Raw genomic sequence first — 16,560 nt, 5'->3', positions numbered from 1 at the left:
AAAGGAGGTGCCATGAACATCCTCGTTCAGTACGAATTTCGTCCGCAGCCCGGCAGCAATTTCATCAATCTGATAGAAAGCGTCAAGGTCGTTGCTGCATTGTGGCGTAAGTATGGCGCAGAACCATCATTATGGAGTGTGAACGTTGGCGAAGCTGGGAACTTGTCATTCACAGTCCCTTTTGCAACATTTGCTGACTATGGCAAATGCATGGACGCATTGACTGCCGACCCGGATTTCCGCCTGTGGCAGACACAGAACTCGGATGCTGGAAATGGGCAGTGGATACGCAGCAACCTGTATCGTCACATGTCAATTTGAGAAACGTTACCTGAGTGTATGTGCGGTGTTACCGGCTCTATCATATTGGCGATATCCTGATGAATTATGTTGAGCGAACTGAGCTTGGTTTTGTCGCGTTGTTGATCAAAGGGCGAAGTTATCCGGGCATGGCACTTCTGCCCTTAAACTGGACGGCCCTATCCTGCCAGAGCATAAAATTAATCGGCGAGCGGCATCATCACTGTGTGATCCATTACGAACTGGCCCTTGCTGATCATGTGCATGAGCTCAATGCCGGCAATTACGGAGGCGGCCGAGTGGAATGATGTGAAGTTGAGCATCGGCTTGGTCACTCGCTTGATGGCGCGGTGGTTCTGTTCCTCGATCTTGATGAACGGCAGCAATCCTAAACACCGTGTGTCGGTGCGCATTCTGGCAACGACTTCGTCCGTGTAATAAACCTTTCTCGTAGAGCAAGTCATCATGGAACTTCCTCCAACCATACATTCTCGGGTCACTTCGTAGCCCTAGCGGTCGCGTAACCCAAAGCATCGGTAGCGATTCAGTCATATATGCTTTACAAGTTCAACCAGCCTTGAGCTTCCCGCAAAAAAAAAAGCGTCCTAGAGCACCCGCACCCTGTGCTGGAAGGTGTAGCGCGCCAGCGCGGCCTGGAATGCCGCCGTGTCGCCCGCGGCTCTCCATTCGATGACGGTGCCGTGCCGCTCATCGGGGCGCGCTTCCAGCGTCAGCAGCTCGAGCTGCAAGGCGCTTGCCTCCGCCTGTACGACGGACAGGATTTCGCGCCGCAGCAAGTCGGGCTTGAAGATTTTCCCCACCGTCGTGGTCGGCAATGCCGCCATGATATGGATGGCCTTCGGCAGCGCGGCCCGTTCTGGTATGTGCTCGAGCGCAAATTGCTGCAACTGCTCCGGCGTGGCCGTCGCGCCCGGATGCAGCTGGACATACGCGACGGGAAGTTCGCCCGCATAGGCGTCGGGCCGTCCCACGGCGGCGGCCAGCGCCACCGCCGGATGGCGGCACAGCGGCTCTTCGATCCACTTCGGATCGATATTGTGGCCGCCGCGTATGATCAATTCCTTGGTCCTGCCCGCAAGCCAGACATGGCCATCCGCCTCCATGCGGCCCAGGTCGCCGGTATTGAACCAGTCCTGCTGCCTGCCCTCCCCGTCCGGGCAGGTTACCCAGATGCCCCGGTTGTGCACGGGATCGAGATAGCCCTTGAACAGATTCGCCCCCCGGATCAGCAAGGTGCCTATCTCGTCGGCTTGCGCCTCGCGTACATAGGCGCCATGCGCATCGAGGATGGCGATGCGTACGCCTTGCCACGGCAGGCGCAAGCCGATCGACCCATAGCGGTAGTCGCCGCCCGGGATGTTCAGAGTCGATACGCAGCCGCCTTCCGTCAAGCCGTAGCCTTCGCCGATGCGGATGCCAAAGGTGTCCATGAAGCGCTTGAACAGTTCCTGCGGCATGGGCGCCGCGCCGCAGATGCCAAGCCTGACGCAGGACAAGTCCAGTTCCGCGCTGGGCGCCTGCAGCAGCGCCGCATAGATCGTCGGCACGCCCGAAAACGCCACCACCCGGTGATGCGCAACGATTTCCCAGAACAGGGAAATGAGCTGCGGCGCGCGGTAGCCTTGTGGCGTGGCCAGCAGCACATGGCCGCCATGGCTCCAGCTCGACAAGCCCGTCACCAGCTGCGCATTCACATGGAACAGGGGCAAGCCGCAAAACATGGTGTCGCCCGGGCGCATCAGCGCATCGCCGATCACGGCCGTCACCTGCAGCGCATTGGCCACCTCCGTCAGATGGGTACGCACGGCGATCTTTGGCATGCCGGTCGTGCCGCCCGTGCAAAAATAGGAGGCGATGTCATCCAGTGCCGGCGCTGCGAAATCGAGCTGCTGCGCGCTTTCGCGCATCAGCAGGCTGTGGAAATCGTGCACGGGCAAGTTGACCTGCAGCGGCGCGGCCTCGCCTGCGCCCTGCGCCGCCGTCCCATAGTGCTCGGTCGACACGGCCACGATGGCTTGCAGGCTGACGATGCCGGCAACGGCTTGCGCCACCTTGTCCCACAGCTCCTGGCCGCTGGCGGGCGCCACGGTGACCACCAGCCGCGGCTGCGCGGCTTGCAGCAATTGCCCGATGGTGCCGGCTTCCAGCATGGGATTGATTGCCATCACGATGCCGGCCGTTTCGCCACCCCAGATCGTCCAGTGGGTTTCCGGCAGGTTCGGCAGGATGAAGGCGACCAGCTCGCCCCGCTCCAGGCCCAGCTTGCGGAACATGTTCGCCGCGCGCGTGATCTGTCCCAGATTCTCGGCATGGCTCCAGACGTGCGGTTGCGCATAGTCCTGTGCGCGCATGAAAAAGGACAGCGCCGGCGCATCGGGCGCAAGCACCGCGCCCCGCCGCAGCAAGTCATAGGTATTGGCGACGCCATCGATCGGCAAATCAAGGACAGCCTCAAGGGCCAGCAAGTCGCCGATGCTGGCGAGGGAGGTCAGAGAAGGCAGCATGGGGGCCGGCAGGGAGATTTGCATCATGAGTCCGTTACAAGGTAGGCTGAACAGCGGTCAGCGGGGAGCATACCGCAATGTCGGCGCGCCTGGCCAGCGCAGCGTCGGCCATGCGTGCGCGCACGTGGCCGTAGCCGCGTATGCCCTCGGGCCAGGAAGCCAGTTCCAGCATCTGCTCACCGCTGTCCCGCCCTTGCGCGATGCGCGTCAGGTCGTCTTCATAGAGGTTGCGGATACGCCGGTTCAAGGCCGCTTCGGCGCCACGCGCAAACGGGTCGAGCTTCCCGCCGCGCAGGAAACGCAGGCTGGCCAGCAGGCGGAAGGCCGGCAACACCCAGGCGCCCACGGCCGTCTTACGCACCTGTCCCGTGGCCGCATCGGTCTTGCCGAACGGCCCGCCCGCCAGGTGGAAGCGGATCTGGAAGTCGCCCTCGAAGCTGCCGGCCAGCGACTGGCGGAACTCCTTGCGGCTATACAATCGCGCCACCTCGAATTCGTCCTTAACGGCCAGCACGCGGAAATACTGCGTGGCGGCCTGGCGCAGGATCTTTTCCGACGCCGCTTCCTGGCCCAGCGCCGCGCGCAAGCCATGTATCCGCTCGCGGTAGAGCGCGGCCAGCCCCGCATCATGGTACACCTGCAATCTGGCGCAACGGTCTTCGATCAGCGCGGGCAAGCTGGGTTGCTGCGCCCGCGCGAAATGGACTTGCTGGGCCGGCAGCACCTGCCGCCGCACGCCGGCCGGGTCGTGGATCAGCCAGCGGCCCACATCGAACGCGCGCAAGTTGGCCTTGACGGCCACGCCGTTCAGCTCTATCGCCCGGCGCATCGCATCCAACTTCACGGGCAGCAAGCCCTGTTGCCAGGCGCAGCCCAGCAACAGCATGTTCGACAGGATGGCGTCGCCCAGCAGCGCTTGCGCCAGCGCCGAGGCGTCAACGAAATGCGCGCGCTCGCCCAGCACGCTGCGCATGCCTTGCGCCAGGCTGTCCGCATCGGCAGACCAGTCGGGCTGGCGCGTAAAATCGCTGGTCGGCACCACTTCCGTATTCACGATGGCCCTGGCCAGGCCAGGGCGCAGGCGCGACATGGCTTCGGCGCCGGCCGCCACGATCAGGTCGCAGCCCAGCAGCACATCGGCTTCGTGCTCGCCGATGCGCGCCGCGTGCAGCTCGCCGGCGGTGGGCGCCAGGCGGATGTGCGACGCCACCGCGCCGTATTTCTGCGAAATGCCCGTCAAGTCCAGCGAACTGCCCGCCTTGCCATCGAGGTGCGCCGCCATCGTCAGCACGGCGCCGATGGTCACCACGCCCGTGCCGCCGATGCCCGCGACGAGCAGCGATACGGGCTCGAAGCGGTCGGCGATGGCGGGGCTGGGCAACGACGGAATCGTCAGCGCCGCTGCGCCGCCCGCCTTGCGCAAGGTCGCGCCGTGCAAGGTGACGAAACTGGGGCAAAAGCCTTGCACGCACGACAGATCCTTGTTGCACGACGATTGGTTGATCTTGCGCTTGCGCCCCAGCGGCGTGTCCAGCGGTTCGATCGCCAGGCAGCCCGACTGTTCGCCGCAGTCGCCGCAGCCTTCGCACACTTCCGGGTCGATATAGGTGCGCACCTGTGGATCGGGCAACTGGCCGCGCTTGCGCAAGCGGCGCTTTTCCGTCGCGCAGGCCTGGTCGTAGATCAGCACGGACAGGCCGGGATAGGCGCGCAACTCCTGCTGCACGCGCTCCATCGCCGTGCGGTCCCAGATGGGCACATTCAGCGCCTGGCGGCGCTGCGCGTACGCGGCCACGTCGTCCGTGACGATGACGATCTTGCGCACGCCTTCGGCCTGCAGCTGTGCCACCGCCTTGTCGACGCTGATGTCGCCATCGATGGGCTGGCCTCCCGTCATCGAGACAAAGCCGTTGAACAGCAATTTGTAGGTCATCCGCAAATTGGCCGCCACGGCCTGACGGATGGCCAGGTAGCCGGAGTGGAAGTAGGTGCCGTCGCCCATGTTGGCAAACACGTGTTCCTCGTCCGTGAACGGCGCCTGCCCCATCCACATCACGCCTTCGCCGCCCATGTGCGATACCGTATTGGTTTTCAAGGGGTCGTTCAGCATGGCGATGGTATGGCAGCCGATGCCCGCCAGCGCCCGGCTTTCCTGCGGCAGCCGGGTCGAAATGTTGTGCGGACAGCCGGCGCAAAAGCTCGGCTTGCGCAGCGGCACGGCACCGGCCGGCGCCTGGCAGGCGGGCGCGCGCTCTTCCGCCACGGCCATCCCCAGCAGTTTCGCGATGGCGGCGCTGATCTGCCCCGTGTTGAGTTCATAGCAGATGGGCAGTTCCGGCCGTCCCCGCAAGCTCGACCATTCCGGCGCGCCGTCGAATTTGCCCCGCACCACGGGCGGCGGCGACAGGCGCGCGTCGAACAGGATCGATTTGAGCTGGGCTTCGAGCAGCGGGCGCTTTTCCTCGACCACCAGTATCGTTTCCAGCCCCTGCGCAAAGTCGCGCACGATCTGGTCTTCCAGCGGCCACACCATGCCGATCTTCAGCAGGCGCAGGCGCTGCCCGGCCGGCCCGTCCGCGGTGACGCCCAGGCGCGTGAGCGCCTGCATGGTATCGGCATACGACTTGCCGGCCGTAATGATGCCCACGCGCGCCTGCGGCGCCGGCCACACGAGCTGGTTCAGGCCGGCCATCCGGGCAAACGCCACGGCAGCCGGCAGCTTGTGCACATACAGCCGCTCTTCCGCCGCTGGCGCCATTTCGAACTTGCGGATGTGCAGGGAAGTGCCCGGCGTGGCCGCGGCCGGCGTGGGCTGGGGCAGCGGCGCCAGCTGGCCCACCGTCACTTCCGCCGCCGACTCCACCACATCGGTCACCAGCTTGATGCCCACCCAGCAGCCCGTCTGCCGCGACATCTCGATGCCGCGCAGGCTGAAATCGAGAATATCCTGCACATTCGCCGGGTACAGCACGGGAATGCCGGCCGCGATCAGCGCAAAGTCCGACTGGTGCGCCGTGGTGGACGACTTCGCGCTATGGTCATCGCCCGCCAGCACCAGCACGCCGCCCAGCGGCGAGGTGCCGGCAAGGTTGCCATGCTTGAGCGGATCGCCGGCGCGGTCCACGCCGGGACTCTTGCCATACCAGATGCCGAACACGCCATCGACCCGGGCGCCGGGAAAACTGCCGACGAACTGGCTGCCCCAGACAGCCGTGGCGGCCAGATCCTCATTCACGCCGGGCTGGAAGTGGACTTGCGCCGCCTTCAGGACGGGCGCAACGCGCCACAGCTCCATGTCGAAGCGGCCCAGCGGCGAGCCGCGGTAGCCGGAAATGAAGCCGGCCGTATTCTTGCCCTGGGCGGCGTCGAGCCGGCGCTGGTCCAGCGCGATGCGCACCAGCGCCTGGTTACCTGTCAGATAGACTTGGCCCTTTTCCAGCAGGAAGCGGTCATCGAGGGACGTGGGCTGGGCCTCGGCTTGTGGTGTGATGCGAGCGTTCATGGGATCCGGATCTTCAAAGTGGTCAATGGATGGTCAAGAGAGATAGTCAATAGTCATGGCTGTATTGCAGGCCGATGATCTGCTGGCGCGTGCCGATGCTTTCCCGCCCGGACGAGCCCATGGCGACGGCCAACGCGGAGGGGCCGCTGCGCGTGTCCTGCGGCGCATACAGGTAATACGCGGACCACTGCGCGCCGCCGCCCGCATAGCCGGCGCCCAGCGTGTAATGGCGGCGGAACGTGGATGGCGAATTGATGTTGGCCGAGGTGCTGGCGCTGGCAAATGCGGCCGTGTTGTACGACAGGCCCGCCGACAGGTGCAGGCGCGGCGTGGCCTGGTAGCGCACGCCGCCCTTGTAGACATTCATGTTTTCCCAGCCGTTGCCGGCGCCGCCCGTGCTGCCGAACGGATTGCCGCCGTCGAAAGGCCGGTTCGCCAGCGCCGCCACGCCCTTGTAATTGATGCGCTGGTAGTCGGCCAGCAGCGACAGCTGCGGCGTGGCCGCCAGGGACAGGCCGATCAGATAGTTTTCCGGCACGTCGAAGCGGCCCGCGTCGGCCAGCAAGCCCCTGTATTTACCGAACTCGCTCATGCGCACGCGGGGCGACCAGGAAGCGCCCAGGCCCAGCTGCTCGCTGGCACGCCAGTAGGCGCCCAGGCGCAGCCCCAGTCCGTGGGCCGTCGCCGTGCCCTGGTTGCTGACCCGCCCCGGCGACTGCGAGGAAGCGGCCAGCATCTGCAAGCCTTCCGCCTTGAACAGCTGCCCCACCAGCAGCAGCGAGGCGCCCAGCGACACGTCGGGCGCCACCTTCATCGACACGCTGGGCGCGACGATCAGCTGGCGGATGCTGACGCCCGTCCTGCCCGCGCCGCACATGGCATTGCCCAGCGTGCCGGGACAGGCCGTGGTCGATGCCGGCAAGAAGGTCGAGGCGCCATTCGCATAGGCGACCACGCTGACCGACATGGCAGGACTGATCAGGGTGCCATAGGCGAACTCGCCCACGGGTTCGAAAGCCCGCTCGCTGTCCGTGTGCGTGTCGAGCAGAGGCGCGGCGGCGGTGCTGCGCGACATGCGCGTCCTGCCCTGGATGATGGCCATGCCCGCTTCCAGGCGTTCGCCGGCCCCGTCGATCCATATGGTGGTGGCGGGATTGCTGGCGCCGCCCAGCACTTCGCGCGTGACGGCCGCCGACGCGCCGCCGACGCCGCGCGCTTCGGCGCCATAACCGACCTGGAAAAAGCCATTGTCTGCCTGGGCCAGGGTGTGCGCGAGCGCGCCGGCCATCGCGATGGCCAGATGTTTCGTTTGCATGCAAGTCTCCGTTATTTATAATTTTTGGATAACACTCTTCCTGAAACGTCTGCGCTAACTACCCTCCTTCCTGTTTACCGATGATGTTCGCGAGCGAGCCCAGGCCGTCGATGGCCACCTCGACCCGGTCGCCGGCCGCCAGGAAGCGCCATTGCTCGATGCCCGCGCAATTGGGCACGCAGCCCGTGGCCAGCAATTCGCCCGCCTGCAAGGTCTCGTTCCATGACGCGTACTCGACGATGCGTTCTATCCGGTGGCTCATCGAGGCCGTCGTGCCGCTGCCCCGCAATTCGCCGTTCACGCTGACCGTCACCTGCAGCGCGTGCGGGTCGGCGATGTCGTCGCGCGTCACCAGCCAGGCCCCCAGGCTGTTGCTGCCATCAAAGTCCTTGCCCTTGGCCGGTCCCGCGCTGGGGCGTGCCCCCATTTCCTTCATCAATTGCGAGCGTTCGGAAAAGTCGTTGAAGATCAGGTAGCCGAACACATGCCGCATCGCCTGGCCGGCGGGGATGTTCTTGCCGCCACGGCCGATGACCACGCCCAGTTCCGCCTCGTAATCGAGCATGGGGCCGGACGAAGGCGGCGTGATCGTGTCGCCCGGGCCGGACAGGTTCAGGCGCACGCCCTTGTAGTACGCGGGCGCGGCATAAAAGGATGGCGGAATTTTGAACAGCGCGCGCAGCAGAAGGGACGCCAGCGGATTCTTCTTGCGCTTGAGTATCTGGCCGAAGGCGTTCTTCAGATGCTGGGCATAAACGCTGAAACAGCGGATTTGCGGCGGCTGCAAGGGCAGCCCCAGCGTGACGGCATGCACTGCGTGGATGTGCGCGCTGACGGATGCTTCAAGCAGGCGCCCCAGGCTGGCCCGAATCGCGGGCAAGGTAGCCGCCTCGTGCTCGATGATGGCCAGCAAGCTGGCGAAGCGCGCATCGGACGCATGCAGGGCCGTGAGGTCGAGCAGGCAGCCCCCGTCGAGCGCCACGCCCGCATGGCGCTCGATGCCCGGCGCGGAAAAGCTGCACAGCCTCATGGCAGCGTGACGAAACGCCGGCTGACGACATTGCCCGCGCCGAGCAATACCTGGTCAGCATCGCCCTGGCGGTGCCGCTCCAGCAGGTAGTCGGGGTCGAATTCCACGCCGATGGCGTTCTTTTCGAACGCCCCCGAGTGAAACCACACGTCGAGTTCTTCCTGGCTGGAGAAGTTATCCACCTGCAGTTCCACCTGCACGCCGTCCGGGTCGCGGAAATACATCGACGTCGTCGGCCCGTGGTTGATGCACCAGACGGGCGTGATGTCGATCTTCTTCAGGCGCTCGTAGGTGTGCAGCAGGTCGTCGAGCGAGGCGTAGGTGAACGCCACGTGGTCGAGCCCCGTGCTTTCGCGCCGTTTCGAGCTGAAATTGGCCGTATTGATCAGGGCCAGGCGGTGGTGTTCCTCGTCATACGACAGGAAGCACAGCAGCTCGTTGCGGAACATGATCCGCGCGCCCAGCACGATGCCCCACCAGTCGATGGTTTCCTCGAAATGGCGCGAGGCCAGCACGATGTGCGCGAGCTTGGCCGGCTGGCGCGCCTGCGGGTCGGGACAGGGAATCGGGAATTGCTGCATGGTATGGCTCATGGTGTCTCCTTGGTGGGGTCTGTCCTGCGCATCAAGATTGGTAGTTATTGTGGGAAAACAGGGTGGCAAAGACGTCCGCCAGCGCTTGCGCGGGCGCGGCGCAGCGATGGCGGCTGCGCCACACCACCACGCCGTCGCCGCGCACCAGCAGCGCGCCGTCCGGCGCCATTTCCAGCGCCTGCGCGAAGGCTGGCGCGGCGAGGCGCAACTGGGCCGCGTCGCTGTCGTCGATGCAGGGACAGGCGATGCGTATGCCCCATTGCGCATTGACGGCATCGAGTGCGGCCAGCCATGCAGGCCGTTGCGAGGCCTGCACCAGCAGGGTCAGCGGATGCTGGCGCGCCAGGTCGCGCGTGGAAAGGTCGCTGCCGCGCTGCCCGCTCCACGCGTGGGGAATCAGGCCGCCGGGACTGGTGGTGGGCCAGTACTCGGTATGTGCGTTCGGCGACCGGGGATGCGGATGCGGCTCGCGGCAGACAAAACCGCAGGACAGGGCATGGCCCAGGTCCATGCCCAGCGTGACGAACACTTCGCGCTGCCTGTCGATCGCGCGCCGCACGCGGGTGCGCAGCACGGCGCCGTCGCCCGACGCCTCGGCCAGCCTGGCCAGCGGTTTCAGACCGCCCGCCAGCAAGCCGCCGACCAGCTTGCGCGCCAGTGCGCGCGGCAGCAGGCGCACGGGGGCCGATGCCGACAGCGCGGCCAGCTTGCCCAGTCCCGCGGGATCGAGCCCCGCCGCCGCCATCACCTGGTCCGACAGGCCGGACAACTCGCGCGTGCGGCGCGCATGGTCGTCGATGCTCTGCCGGCGCTCGCTCGCATAACTGTCCAGCAAGACGTCGCGCAAGACGGCCGCATCGCCGGCGCGCAACAGCAGCGCCAGGCGCCAGGCCAGGCTGGCCGCATCCTGGATGCCGTGGTTCATGCCGAAGCCGCCGATGGCGGAAAAACCGGCCGCCGCGTCGCCGATCAGCAGCGCGCGGCCGCGCCGCAGCGTCGCCGCCCGGCGCAATTCCATATTCCACGGCCGCACCGACATCAGCTCCACGGGCACCCCAGCGTCGCCGATGGCCGCGCGCACCATGGCCAGCGCCTGCACGTCGCCGATGTCGGCCGCCGTCAGCAGCGGCGGCAGCACGGCGCAGCTGAGTACCCATTCGCTGTCGTCGGCCGTGTGCGCGGACAGTGCGCCGGCGACGCCGGCGTTGAGTATCCAGTACAGGGGGCTGGGCCGGGCCGACGTCAGGTGCGCCAGATTGGCCCGGAAATGTATCTGCACCACCGCTTGCAGCGGCGTCGCCGCCGAAGCGATGCCGAGCGCCTGGCGCGTGCTGCTGGCCGCGCCATCGGCGCCGATCACGTAGCGTGCCGCGCGCCGCGCCGTCTTGCCGCTCGCGCAGTGCGCCAGGGTCAGCGTGGCCGCTTGCGCGTCCTGCGACAGCGCGACCAGCGCATGCCCGGGCAAAAATTCGATCAGGGGCTGCGCCAGCACCTGCGCACGCAGGATGGGATCTGCCACGTTCTGCGACAGGTGCAAGGGACGGCAAGGGCTGCATGCCAGCAAGGCCGCCGTGTGGGCGGGATCGCCGAGCGGCACGCAGCGGCCCAGGTCCACGCCGGCCAGCGACGTGCACCAGGTGATGTAGCGTAGCTTGAGCGGCGGCGCGCTCGCTTCCCTGAAGTCGTCCGCCAGCTCCGGCGCGATCGAACGCAGCACTTCCATCGAGCGTATCGACCAGACGTTGCCGCGCGGATGCGGGTCCGCTTGCGTGTTGCGCTCCACCAGCACGCTGCGGATGCCATATTCGGCTAGCAGCAGCGCCAGCACGGAGCCGGCCGTGCCGGCGCCGACGATGGCGACAGGCGCCGTTTCGCCGCCGCGCACGCGGTGGCTATCTGTTTGAGTTGAAATCACGGCGATACCTTCAGTGAAGAACGGTCGCCCGGGCGGGCAAACCGAGATGGAACAGGCTGGCAAAGATGCCGATCAGGTCATCCGCTTGCGGCAGGTCCACGTGCACATGGCGCCAGGCGATATGGCCGTCCGGGCGCACGAGGAACAGGCCATCGGGCTGCTCCTGGTTGAAGGCGGCCAGGCGGCCGGCCTCGTCAGGATGAACGAGCGCGTCGAGATCGGCCGCGTGCAGCGCCACGCCCAGCACTGCGGCAGCCTGGCGCACCAGGGCATGCACGGCGCCGGCATGGCGCCCCATGCCCGCCAATACGAAGCGTTCACCGCCAAGCAGGCTGTGCGACGACAGTTTTACGCCAACGGGCGCCGCCAGATGAAAGTGAGGAAAGCGCGCGCCGGGGTGGAACGATGGCAGGTGCTCCAGCACCGGGTCGCCAGCCAGCGGCGCGCGGCTGCCGTCGCCGATCACGGCCGCGCTGCGGTACAGGTAGCCCAGGTCCAGACCTATGGTATTGAAATGGGCGAACTGGTTTTCCGCCGCCTGCTGCACGCGCTGTCTTTGCAATGCATGCGGGCCGCCGGCCGCCAGTTGCACCTTGTCCGTGCGCGCCTCGATGGGAGCCACCAGCAGCTTCTTGACGCCGCTGCGCACGGCGCGCGGCAGGATCCGCGCCGCCAGGCTGGCGCGCAGCCTGGCCAGACGCGGTAAATGGTCCATGTTCAAGCCCAGGGCGTCGCTCACTTCGCGCATCTTGTGGTGGTTCACTGTGCTGGCCTGGCCATTCGCCAGCGCCACCGGCCGCCTTTCCTCTTCATAGGTCTGCAGCAGCGCCTGCCCCGCCTTGCCCTGGATGACCAGCGCCAGCTTCCAGGCCAGGTTGTGCGCGTCGGCCGCGCCCGTGTTCAGGCCCAGGCCGCCCGTGGGCGGGAAGCGGTGCGCCGCATCGCCGACGAGGAAAACCCGGCCGTGGGCGTAGCGTTTCGCCGTGTGCGACTGCATGGTCCAGCTGGAAGTGGAGGTAACGCGCAGCGGCATGGCGTCGTCGCCCAGCGCAGCCCGCAAGATGCGCTCGCAGCGCTCGACGGGATAGTCGCGCGGCGATTCGCAGGCGGGAAAATACGGTGTCATGAACACCGAGTAGCGGGACGCGTCGTGCACGATGAAGGTGCCGGGACAGCGGGCCGACATGATCCAGAACAGGATCGATGGCCGGTCTTGCACCAGGTGGCGGATATCGCCCTCGAAATTGATGGTAATTAAATTTGCCAGGTCCGTCTGGCCCTCCATCGCGATGCCGCACTCGCGCCGCACACGGCTGCCGGCGCCATCGGCCGCGATGATCCAGCTGCTGCGCACGCGGTATTCCTTGCCCGTGGCGCCATCCTTCAGGCGCGAAATGGCGTGATCTTCGTAGTGCTGCGCGCCCAGCCAGGTCTGGCCGAACGCCGTGCGGCACGGCACGCGCCGCGACAGGTGCTGGAACAGCAGGCGCTCCAGCTGGTGCTGCGGGATATTGCGCGTGATCTTGCCGCTGGAGCGCGCCAGCTTTGCCGCATACGCGGGGCCGCCGATATCGATGCTGGCTAGGTCGCCGCCGGCCAGGGTGCGGCGCCACGTCACATGGCTGGCGCCATCCGCGTGCGTGGCGATGCCGGCCAGCTCGTCGTCGCCGATGCCGATTTCCGCGAGGATTTCCAGCGTGCGGCTGTTGATGACATGGGCCTGCGGCGCCAGGTGCAGATCGTCGCGCTGCTCCACGATCAAGGATGCGATGCCCCGGTCCGCCAGCAAGGCGGCCATGAGCATGCCTATGGGGCCGGCGCCCACGATGAGCACCGGTACGTCTGTTTCATGCATGTCTGTCTCCTGTCATGACGGTCGGTCCGCCACGTCAATTTATATGAGTATCAGTACAGCTTATATAGTTATAAGTTTGAAGTCAACAGCAATTCCACGGCACGCATCGGACGACGGCGCGCGGCTTGCGCGCCGTATAATGGCGCGCAAGCGGGCAGCGTTGCGGCTGCGCGACAGGATGAAATGGAATCCGGGCGGAACGGCCCGGTGGCGTGACCTTCAATGAAAAATATGACAGCAGACGACAAGCAATCCACACAAGCCGGCCCCGCCTGGAGAGCCGCGCTGTTCAATGCCGACACGCCGCCGGCGACGGCGCCGGAAGCGAATGGCAAGCAAAGGCTGATACAGGCGGCCGAGATCGAGTTCTCGCAGAAGGGCTATGAAGGCGCGTCCGTGCTGTCGATCGCGCAGCGGGCCGGCGTCAAGCAGCCGCTATTGAATTACCATTTCGGCAGCAAGGAGGGCTTGTGGCGCGCCGTCGTGGCGGGCGCGTATGCGGAAGCGGAAGAGTTTTCCCGCACGGTGGACCAGACATTGGCGTCGGCCGACCCGCTGGCGCACTTGAAAGCGCAGTTGAAGACCTTTGCCGTGATCAATGTGCTGCATCCGGCCGCGCATGCGCTGGTCTTCAAGGAAGTGGCCCAGGGCGGTCCCAGGCTGGACTGGATCATCGCTACCTATATGAAGCCCTTCCACGCGCGGCTCGACGCGCTGATCCTCGAATGCCAGGAACAGGGGCTGCTCAAGCGCTACCCTGTCGAGTATGGCAGCATCATGATGACCGGCATGCTGACCTCCGTGCAATCGTCGATGAACCTGCTCAAGGGCATCTACGGCATCGATACGATGACGGCGCAGCAGGCGGAATTGCACGCCGACCAGCTGATCGACGCCCTCTTCGACGGCGTCGCCCTGCGTCCGGCCTAGTTTGGCCTAATTCTCGCCCTGGGCGGATGGGCCGGCATCGGCTTGCGATGGAGATCGCGCCAGGCACAGTTCCAGTCTGGCGATCAGGGCGCGCACTTCGTCGTGGCTCTGTTGCACAATTTTCCGCCAGCGACGCCTGAATCGCGGCTCGGGGAAACTGTCGGCAGGTATGCACCTAGCAAACCGACGTATCGAACGACCAACTGGACGGAGTACAACACGGCGTTGAAGGTGCGTGGTTCGCTGCTCATCTGGCCGGACCAGAACAGATTGTCGTTGAATTCGACGAGCCGTTTAGCGTTGACATTGCAGCGAATTTTTTCGTCAGCACATCGTGAAAAGTGTGCAGCGTTTCGGCTGAAGTAGAACTCAGCCGTCCGCTTTGGGGCCAGGCTGTGTGAAAACGCCAAATCTCAAAATATTCGTGGGTAGGATTACCATTCCCAACACCGAGAAAACGGCGTAGCGCGCGTTTTGGGAGGCCGATTTTTGAAGGACCAGAATTTTTCTGCGTTTTCACACAGCCTGGGGCGGAAGCGGACGGTGCCATTGGAGTAAATCGCTGCAGGTACCTACGACTCTCCTGATCCATGGTTCTCGGACGATGAAAATCGATGGATCGTGTCCGGGGCTTGGGTTTCGTGCCGGGCACCTGGCGTGCGATCTCGTAGCAGCCTGATCCACCGACGAGGTCGAGTCTGGCCTGTCTTTCTCCCCTGCCCTGCAGAGCCTCCTACCGCGCTCAAGCAAAGGCTGCTCGAGCTTCGGCGGATTACTGCATTAGCGATGTTCCCATCGCAAAACGTCTTGTGACGTTAATCCCGGGGTTCGTGGGTCGCGGCTCAATCGAATCGAGTTCTTTTTCTCATCATTCCATTCTGCAATGATGCATTTAAGTTAAAGTGTTGCGTTGAAGGATTGAATCCGCAGCCAGGACCTGACGATCACTACGCATCGCCTTAAGTACATTTCTATTTAAGAGAAATATGAAAAATTTCAACACGCTACTGTTTTTTATCTTGGCCATGCTCCCATTCCACGCGAATGCGGTTGACCAAGAAAGTCACAGTTTTGTTGCAGACCCTAACATCCAAAAAATTGCGGAAGCTTATGCTTTAGATGCCGTGGACTTGGCTAAAAGCCAGTTTGGTATGCAGCTGGATTGGAGTGATGCCAGCATTGAAAATGTCGAAAGAGCTTTGGTAAAGATGCACGCTTCTTACGTCGCTAAGACGCCGAGACCCTCACAAGAGCAGGTGATGTTATTTGCCAAGGGGTTCGGTAGCTATGTTGGTGAGGTGTACCGCAGGAATTATGGCGCGGAGTGGGGCATGATTTCGATTAATGGCCAAAAATTCCCAGGACTTAGAACGAAGACAGGCACCAACTTTTGGCCATGGGGGCGAGTGGCAAAATTCATCACAGATGGGGACGAAAATAACGTCTTTGATTACTATCGAGAGCTCTTGAAAAAATGAGGCGATAGGCTCATTCCGGCCAGAAGCAGCCATTTAGAGCAGAGTGACAATGTGTGAGAATTTCTGCTTGGCAATCCGCTATGCTCTGCTGCCGCTATCGGCCAATAGCAGCCACGAGCATTGATTAATGATTTTTGCCAGATTGAATGGAAATGAACATCAAGGACTACGAGAACCTGCCAGATGGACTTGATCCTTTGACGGTTTGGGATCATGCCAGGATTGCACTAATCGAATCCGAAGGGGGGGACAAGTGCCTTACCCTCCGTAAACTTCACGAGCTCGCGCACCATCAATGGCACACCTATGAAATTCCCCCATCAGGTCTTCGCGATCATTTACAAAGTTGGCTTCATGAGCATTGGCAGCATTCGTATCAGTTCATTGAATCCGTTCTGCTAATTGCCTATAGTTTCTGTCTAAACAAGGGGATTTATTCTAAGGCGCTAGAAGAATTCCCTGGTGCTTTCAGCTTGAGCGGGCAAGATCTTGAACAGTCAGCAGGCGAAAGCATGAATCCGTGGTGGTCTTTGGCTCCAAAAGTAAAATGACTGAGCAAGGCGTAAGCATGTTTTTCTTTGACATGTGACCGCTTTTGGGAGCAGCCTACCAATGACAGCAAACGGCCAGAAGCAGACGGTGCTCAATCGGAAATAACACAATGGAAAAGCACAGCGTTCGAGTCCAAATTGATTTCAAGGCTCATCGAGAGGGCGGCCGTGCAACTGCGACTGACCTTTGTTCAGGCATTTATCGTCCGCATCTTCGTGTCGGGCAGGGCGAATATTTGGGAGTCGCGATGTTCAATGGTCCTCGAGACTTTGTTATGCCTGGCGCTTCTGCGTGCGCTGACGCGGTCTTGATATTTCAGTCCAATGTAGACTATTCACCCCTCATCTGTGGGGTAGTATTTGAAGTATTGGAGGGCGCGCAGGTTGTCGGCACAGGAAAAGTTATTTCTGAGTAGGTGGCCACCTTAAGACTTCTATCGGCCAGAAGCAATGGGATGGACTCCTCCTCACCTGTTGGCGTCTAGGCGCCTAAACTGGGAGTTACCACACAACCAGTTAAGAGAAGGAGTCCACGATGAAGATTATCCGCGTCGGCGTCGATCTGG

Annotated in this window: 12 protein-coding genes and 2 pseudogenes; 6 read left to right on the top strand and 8 right to left on the bottom strand. The window is 63.5% G+C overall.

Annotated elements, in window-relative coordinates; all coding sequences use genetic code 11:
• The first annotated feature begins 12 nt into the window (after positions 1 to 12).
• Positions 13 to 321: a hypothetical protein gene (locus tag CSQ95_RS26655; RefSeq protein ID WP_099411668.1), complete on the top strand. Its 309-nt coding sequence runs from the start codon at positions 13 to 15 to the stop codon at positions 319 to 321.
• Between the two features lie 179 nt (positions 322 to 500).
• Here the strand turns inward: CSQ95_RS26655 and CSQ95_RS26650 are convergent.
• From CSQ95_RS26650 to CSQ95_RS26615, 8 genes and pseudogenes are all read right to left on the bottom strand, one after another.
• Positions 501 to 668 (bottom strand): annotated as a pseudogene (locus tag CSQ95_RS26650) (DDE-type integrase/transposase/recombinase); the annotation flags it as partial.
• Between the two features lie 237 nt (positions 669 to 905).
• Positions 906 to 2,852: an acyl-CoA synthetase gene (locus tag CSQ95_RS26645; RefSeq protein ID WP_099411667.1), complete on the bottom strand. Its 1,947-nt coding sequence runs from the start codon at positions 2,850 to 2,852 to the stop codon at positions 906 to 908.
• Positions 2,853 to 2,859: 7 nt separating this feature from the next.
• Complete coding sequence (locus tag CSQ95_RS26640) at positions 2,860 to 6,327, bottom strand: indolepyruvate ferredoxin oxidoreductase family protein (protein WP_099411666.1); 3,468 nt, start codon at positions 6,325 to 6,327, stop codon at positions 2,860 to 2,862.
• Positions 6,328 to 6,373: 46 nt separating this feature from the next.
• The gene (locus CSQ95_RS26635) at positions 6,374 to 7,642 is read right to left on the bottom strand and encodes an OmpP1/FadL family transporter (RefSeq protein ID WP_099411665.1); all 1,269 of its coding nucleotides are present in this window, start codon (positions 7,640 to 7,642) and stop codon (positions 6,374 to 6,376) included.
• 58 nt (positions 7,643 to 7,700) lie between these two features.
• Positions 7,701 to 8,672, bottom strand: coding sequence for a fumarylacetoacetate hydrolase family protein (locus CSQ95_RS26630; RefSeq protein ID WP_099411664.1), 972 nt, complete (start codon positions 8,670 to 8,672; stop codon positions 7,701 to 7,703).
• Complete coding sequence (locus CSQ95_RS26625) at positions 8,669 to 9,265, bottom strand: VOC family protein (protein WP_099411663.1); 597 nt, start codon at positions 9,263 to 9,265, stop codon at positions 8,669 to 8,671. The genes CSQ95_RS26630 and CSQ95_RS26625 overlap by 4 nt, the downstream gene beginning before the upstream one ends.
• 31 nt (positions 9,266 to 9,296) lie before the next feature.
• Entirely contained in the window at positions 9,297 to 11,180 is a 1,884-nt protein-coding gene (locus CSQ95_RS26620; protein WP_180279176.1) for an FAD-dependent monooxygenase, read from the bottom strand.
• A 10-nt stretch (positions 11,181 to 11,190) separates the two neighbouring features.
• Positions 11,191 to 13,035, bottom strand: a complete 1,845-nt coding sequence (locus CSQ95_RS26615; RefSeq protein WP_099411661.1) for an FAD-dependent monooxygenase — start codon at positions 13,033 to 13,035, stop codon at positions 11,191 to 11,193.
• Between the two features lie 231 nt (positions 13,036 to 13,266).
• Here CSQ95_RS26615 and CSQ95_RS26610 point away from each other — a divergent pair, with 231 nt between their 5' ends.
• The 5 genes and pseudogenes from CSQ95_RS26610 to CSQ95_RS29390 all read left to right on the top strand — a co-directional run bounded on the left by CSQ95_RS26610 (position 13,267) and on the right by CSQ95_RS29390 (position 16,410).
• Positions 13,267 to 13,965 carry a TetR/AcrR family transcriptional regulator gene (locus CSQ95_RS26610; RefSeq protein ID WP_180279175.1) on the top strand — a complete coding sequence of 233 codons (699 nt, stop codon included), beginning with the start codon at positions 13,267 to 13,269 and terminating at the stop codon, positions 13,963 to 13,965.
• Positions 13,966 to 14,139: 174 nt separating this feature from the next.
• Positions 14,140 to 14,232, top strand: a pseudogene (locus CSQ95_RS30365) (IS5/IS1182 family transposase); the annotation flags it as partial.
• A 719-nt stretch (positions 14,233 to 14,951) separates the two neighbouring features.
• On the top strand, positions 14,952 to 15,443 hold the full coding sequence (locus CSQ95_RS26600) for a hypothetical protein (RefSeq protein ID WP_099411658.1): 492 nt from the start codon (positions 14,952 to 14,954) through the stop codon (positions 15,441 to 15,443).
• 152 nt (positions 15,444 to 15,595) lie between these two features.
• Positions 15,596 to 15,994, top strand: a complete 399-nt coding sequence (locus CSQ95_RS29395) for a hypothetical protein (protein WP_143450086.1) — start codon at positions 15,596 to 15,598, stop codon at positions 15,992 to 15,994.
• Between the two features lie 110 nt (positions 15,995 to 16,104).
• Positions 16,105 to 16,410, top strand: a complete 306-nt coding sequence (locus tag CSQ95_RS29390) for a hypothetical protein (RefSeq protein ID WP_143450085.1) — start codon at positions 16,105 to 16,107, stop codon at positions 16,408 to 16,410.
• The last annotated feature ends 150 nt before the right edge of the window (positions 16,411 to 16,560 follow it).

The sequence above is a fragment of the Janthinobacterium sp. BJB304 genome (genome assembly GCF_002735765.1).
GTDB lineage: Bacteria > Pseudomonadota > Gammaproteobacteria > Burkholderiales > Burkholderiaceae_D > Janthinobacterium.
The sequence above is the reverse complement of the archived record's forward strand: the minus strand, read 5'-3'. Positions and strand labels throughout refer to the sequence as shown.

Coding starts and splice junctions, on each gene's coding strand:
- CSQ95_RS26655 (WP_099411668.1), top strand. CDS start 13: ATGAACATCCTCGTTCAGTACGAATTTCGTCCGCAGCCCGGCAGCAAT.
- CSQ95_RS26645 (WP_099411667.1), bottom strand. CDS start 2,852: ATGATGCAAATCTCCCTGCCGGCCCCCATGCTGCCTTCTCTGACCTCC.
- CSQ95_RS26640 (WP_099411666.1), bottom strand. CDS start 6,327: ATGAACGCTCGCATCACACCACAAGCCGAGGCCCAGCCCACGTCCCTC.
- CSQ95_RS26635 (WP_099411665.1), bottom strand. CDS start 7,642: ATGCAAACGAAACATCTGGCCATCGCGATGGCCGGCGCGCTCGCGCAC.
- CSQ95_RS26630 (WP_099411664.1), bottom strand. CDS start 8,672: ATGAGGCTGTGCAGCTTTTCCGCGCCGGGCATCGAGCGCCATGCGGGC.
- CSQ95_RS26625 (WP_099411663.1), bottom strand. CDS start 9,265: ATGAGCCATACCATGCAGCAATTCCCGATTCCCTGTCCCGACCCGCAG.
- CSQ95_RS26615 (WP_099411661.1), bottom strand. CDS start 13,035: ATGCATGAAACAGACGTACCGGTGCTCATCGTGGGCGCCGGCCCCATA.
- CSQ95_RS26610 (WP_180279175.1), top strand. CDS start 13,267: ATGACAGCAGACGACAAGCAATCCACACAAGCCGGCCCCGCCTGGAGA.
- CSQ95_RS26600 (WP_099411658.1), top strand. CDS start 14,952: ATGAAAAATTTCAACACGCTACTGTTTTTTATCTTGGCCATGCTCCCA.
- CSQ95_RS29395 (WP_143450086.1), top strand. CDS start 15,596: ATGAACATCAAGGACTACGAGAACCTGCCAGATGGACTTGATCCTTTG.
- CSQ95_RS29390 (WP_143450085.1), top strand. CDS start 16,105: ATGGAAAAGCACAGCGTTCGAGTCCAAATTGATTTCAAGGCTCATCGA.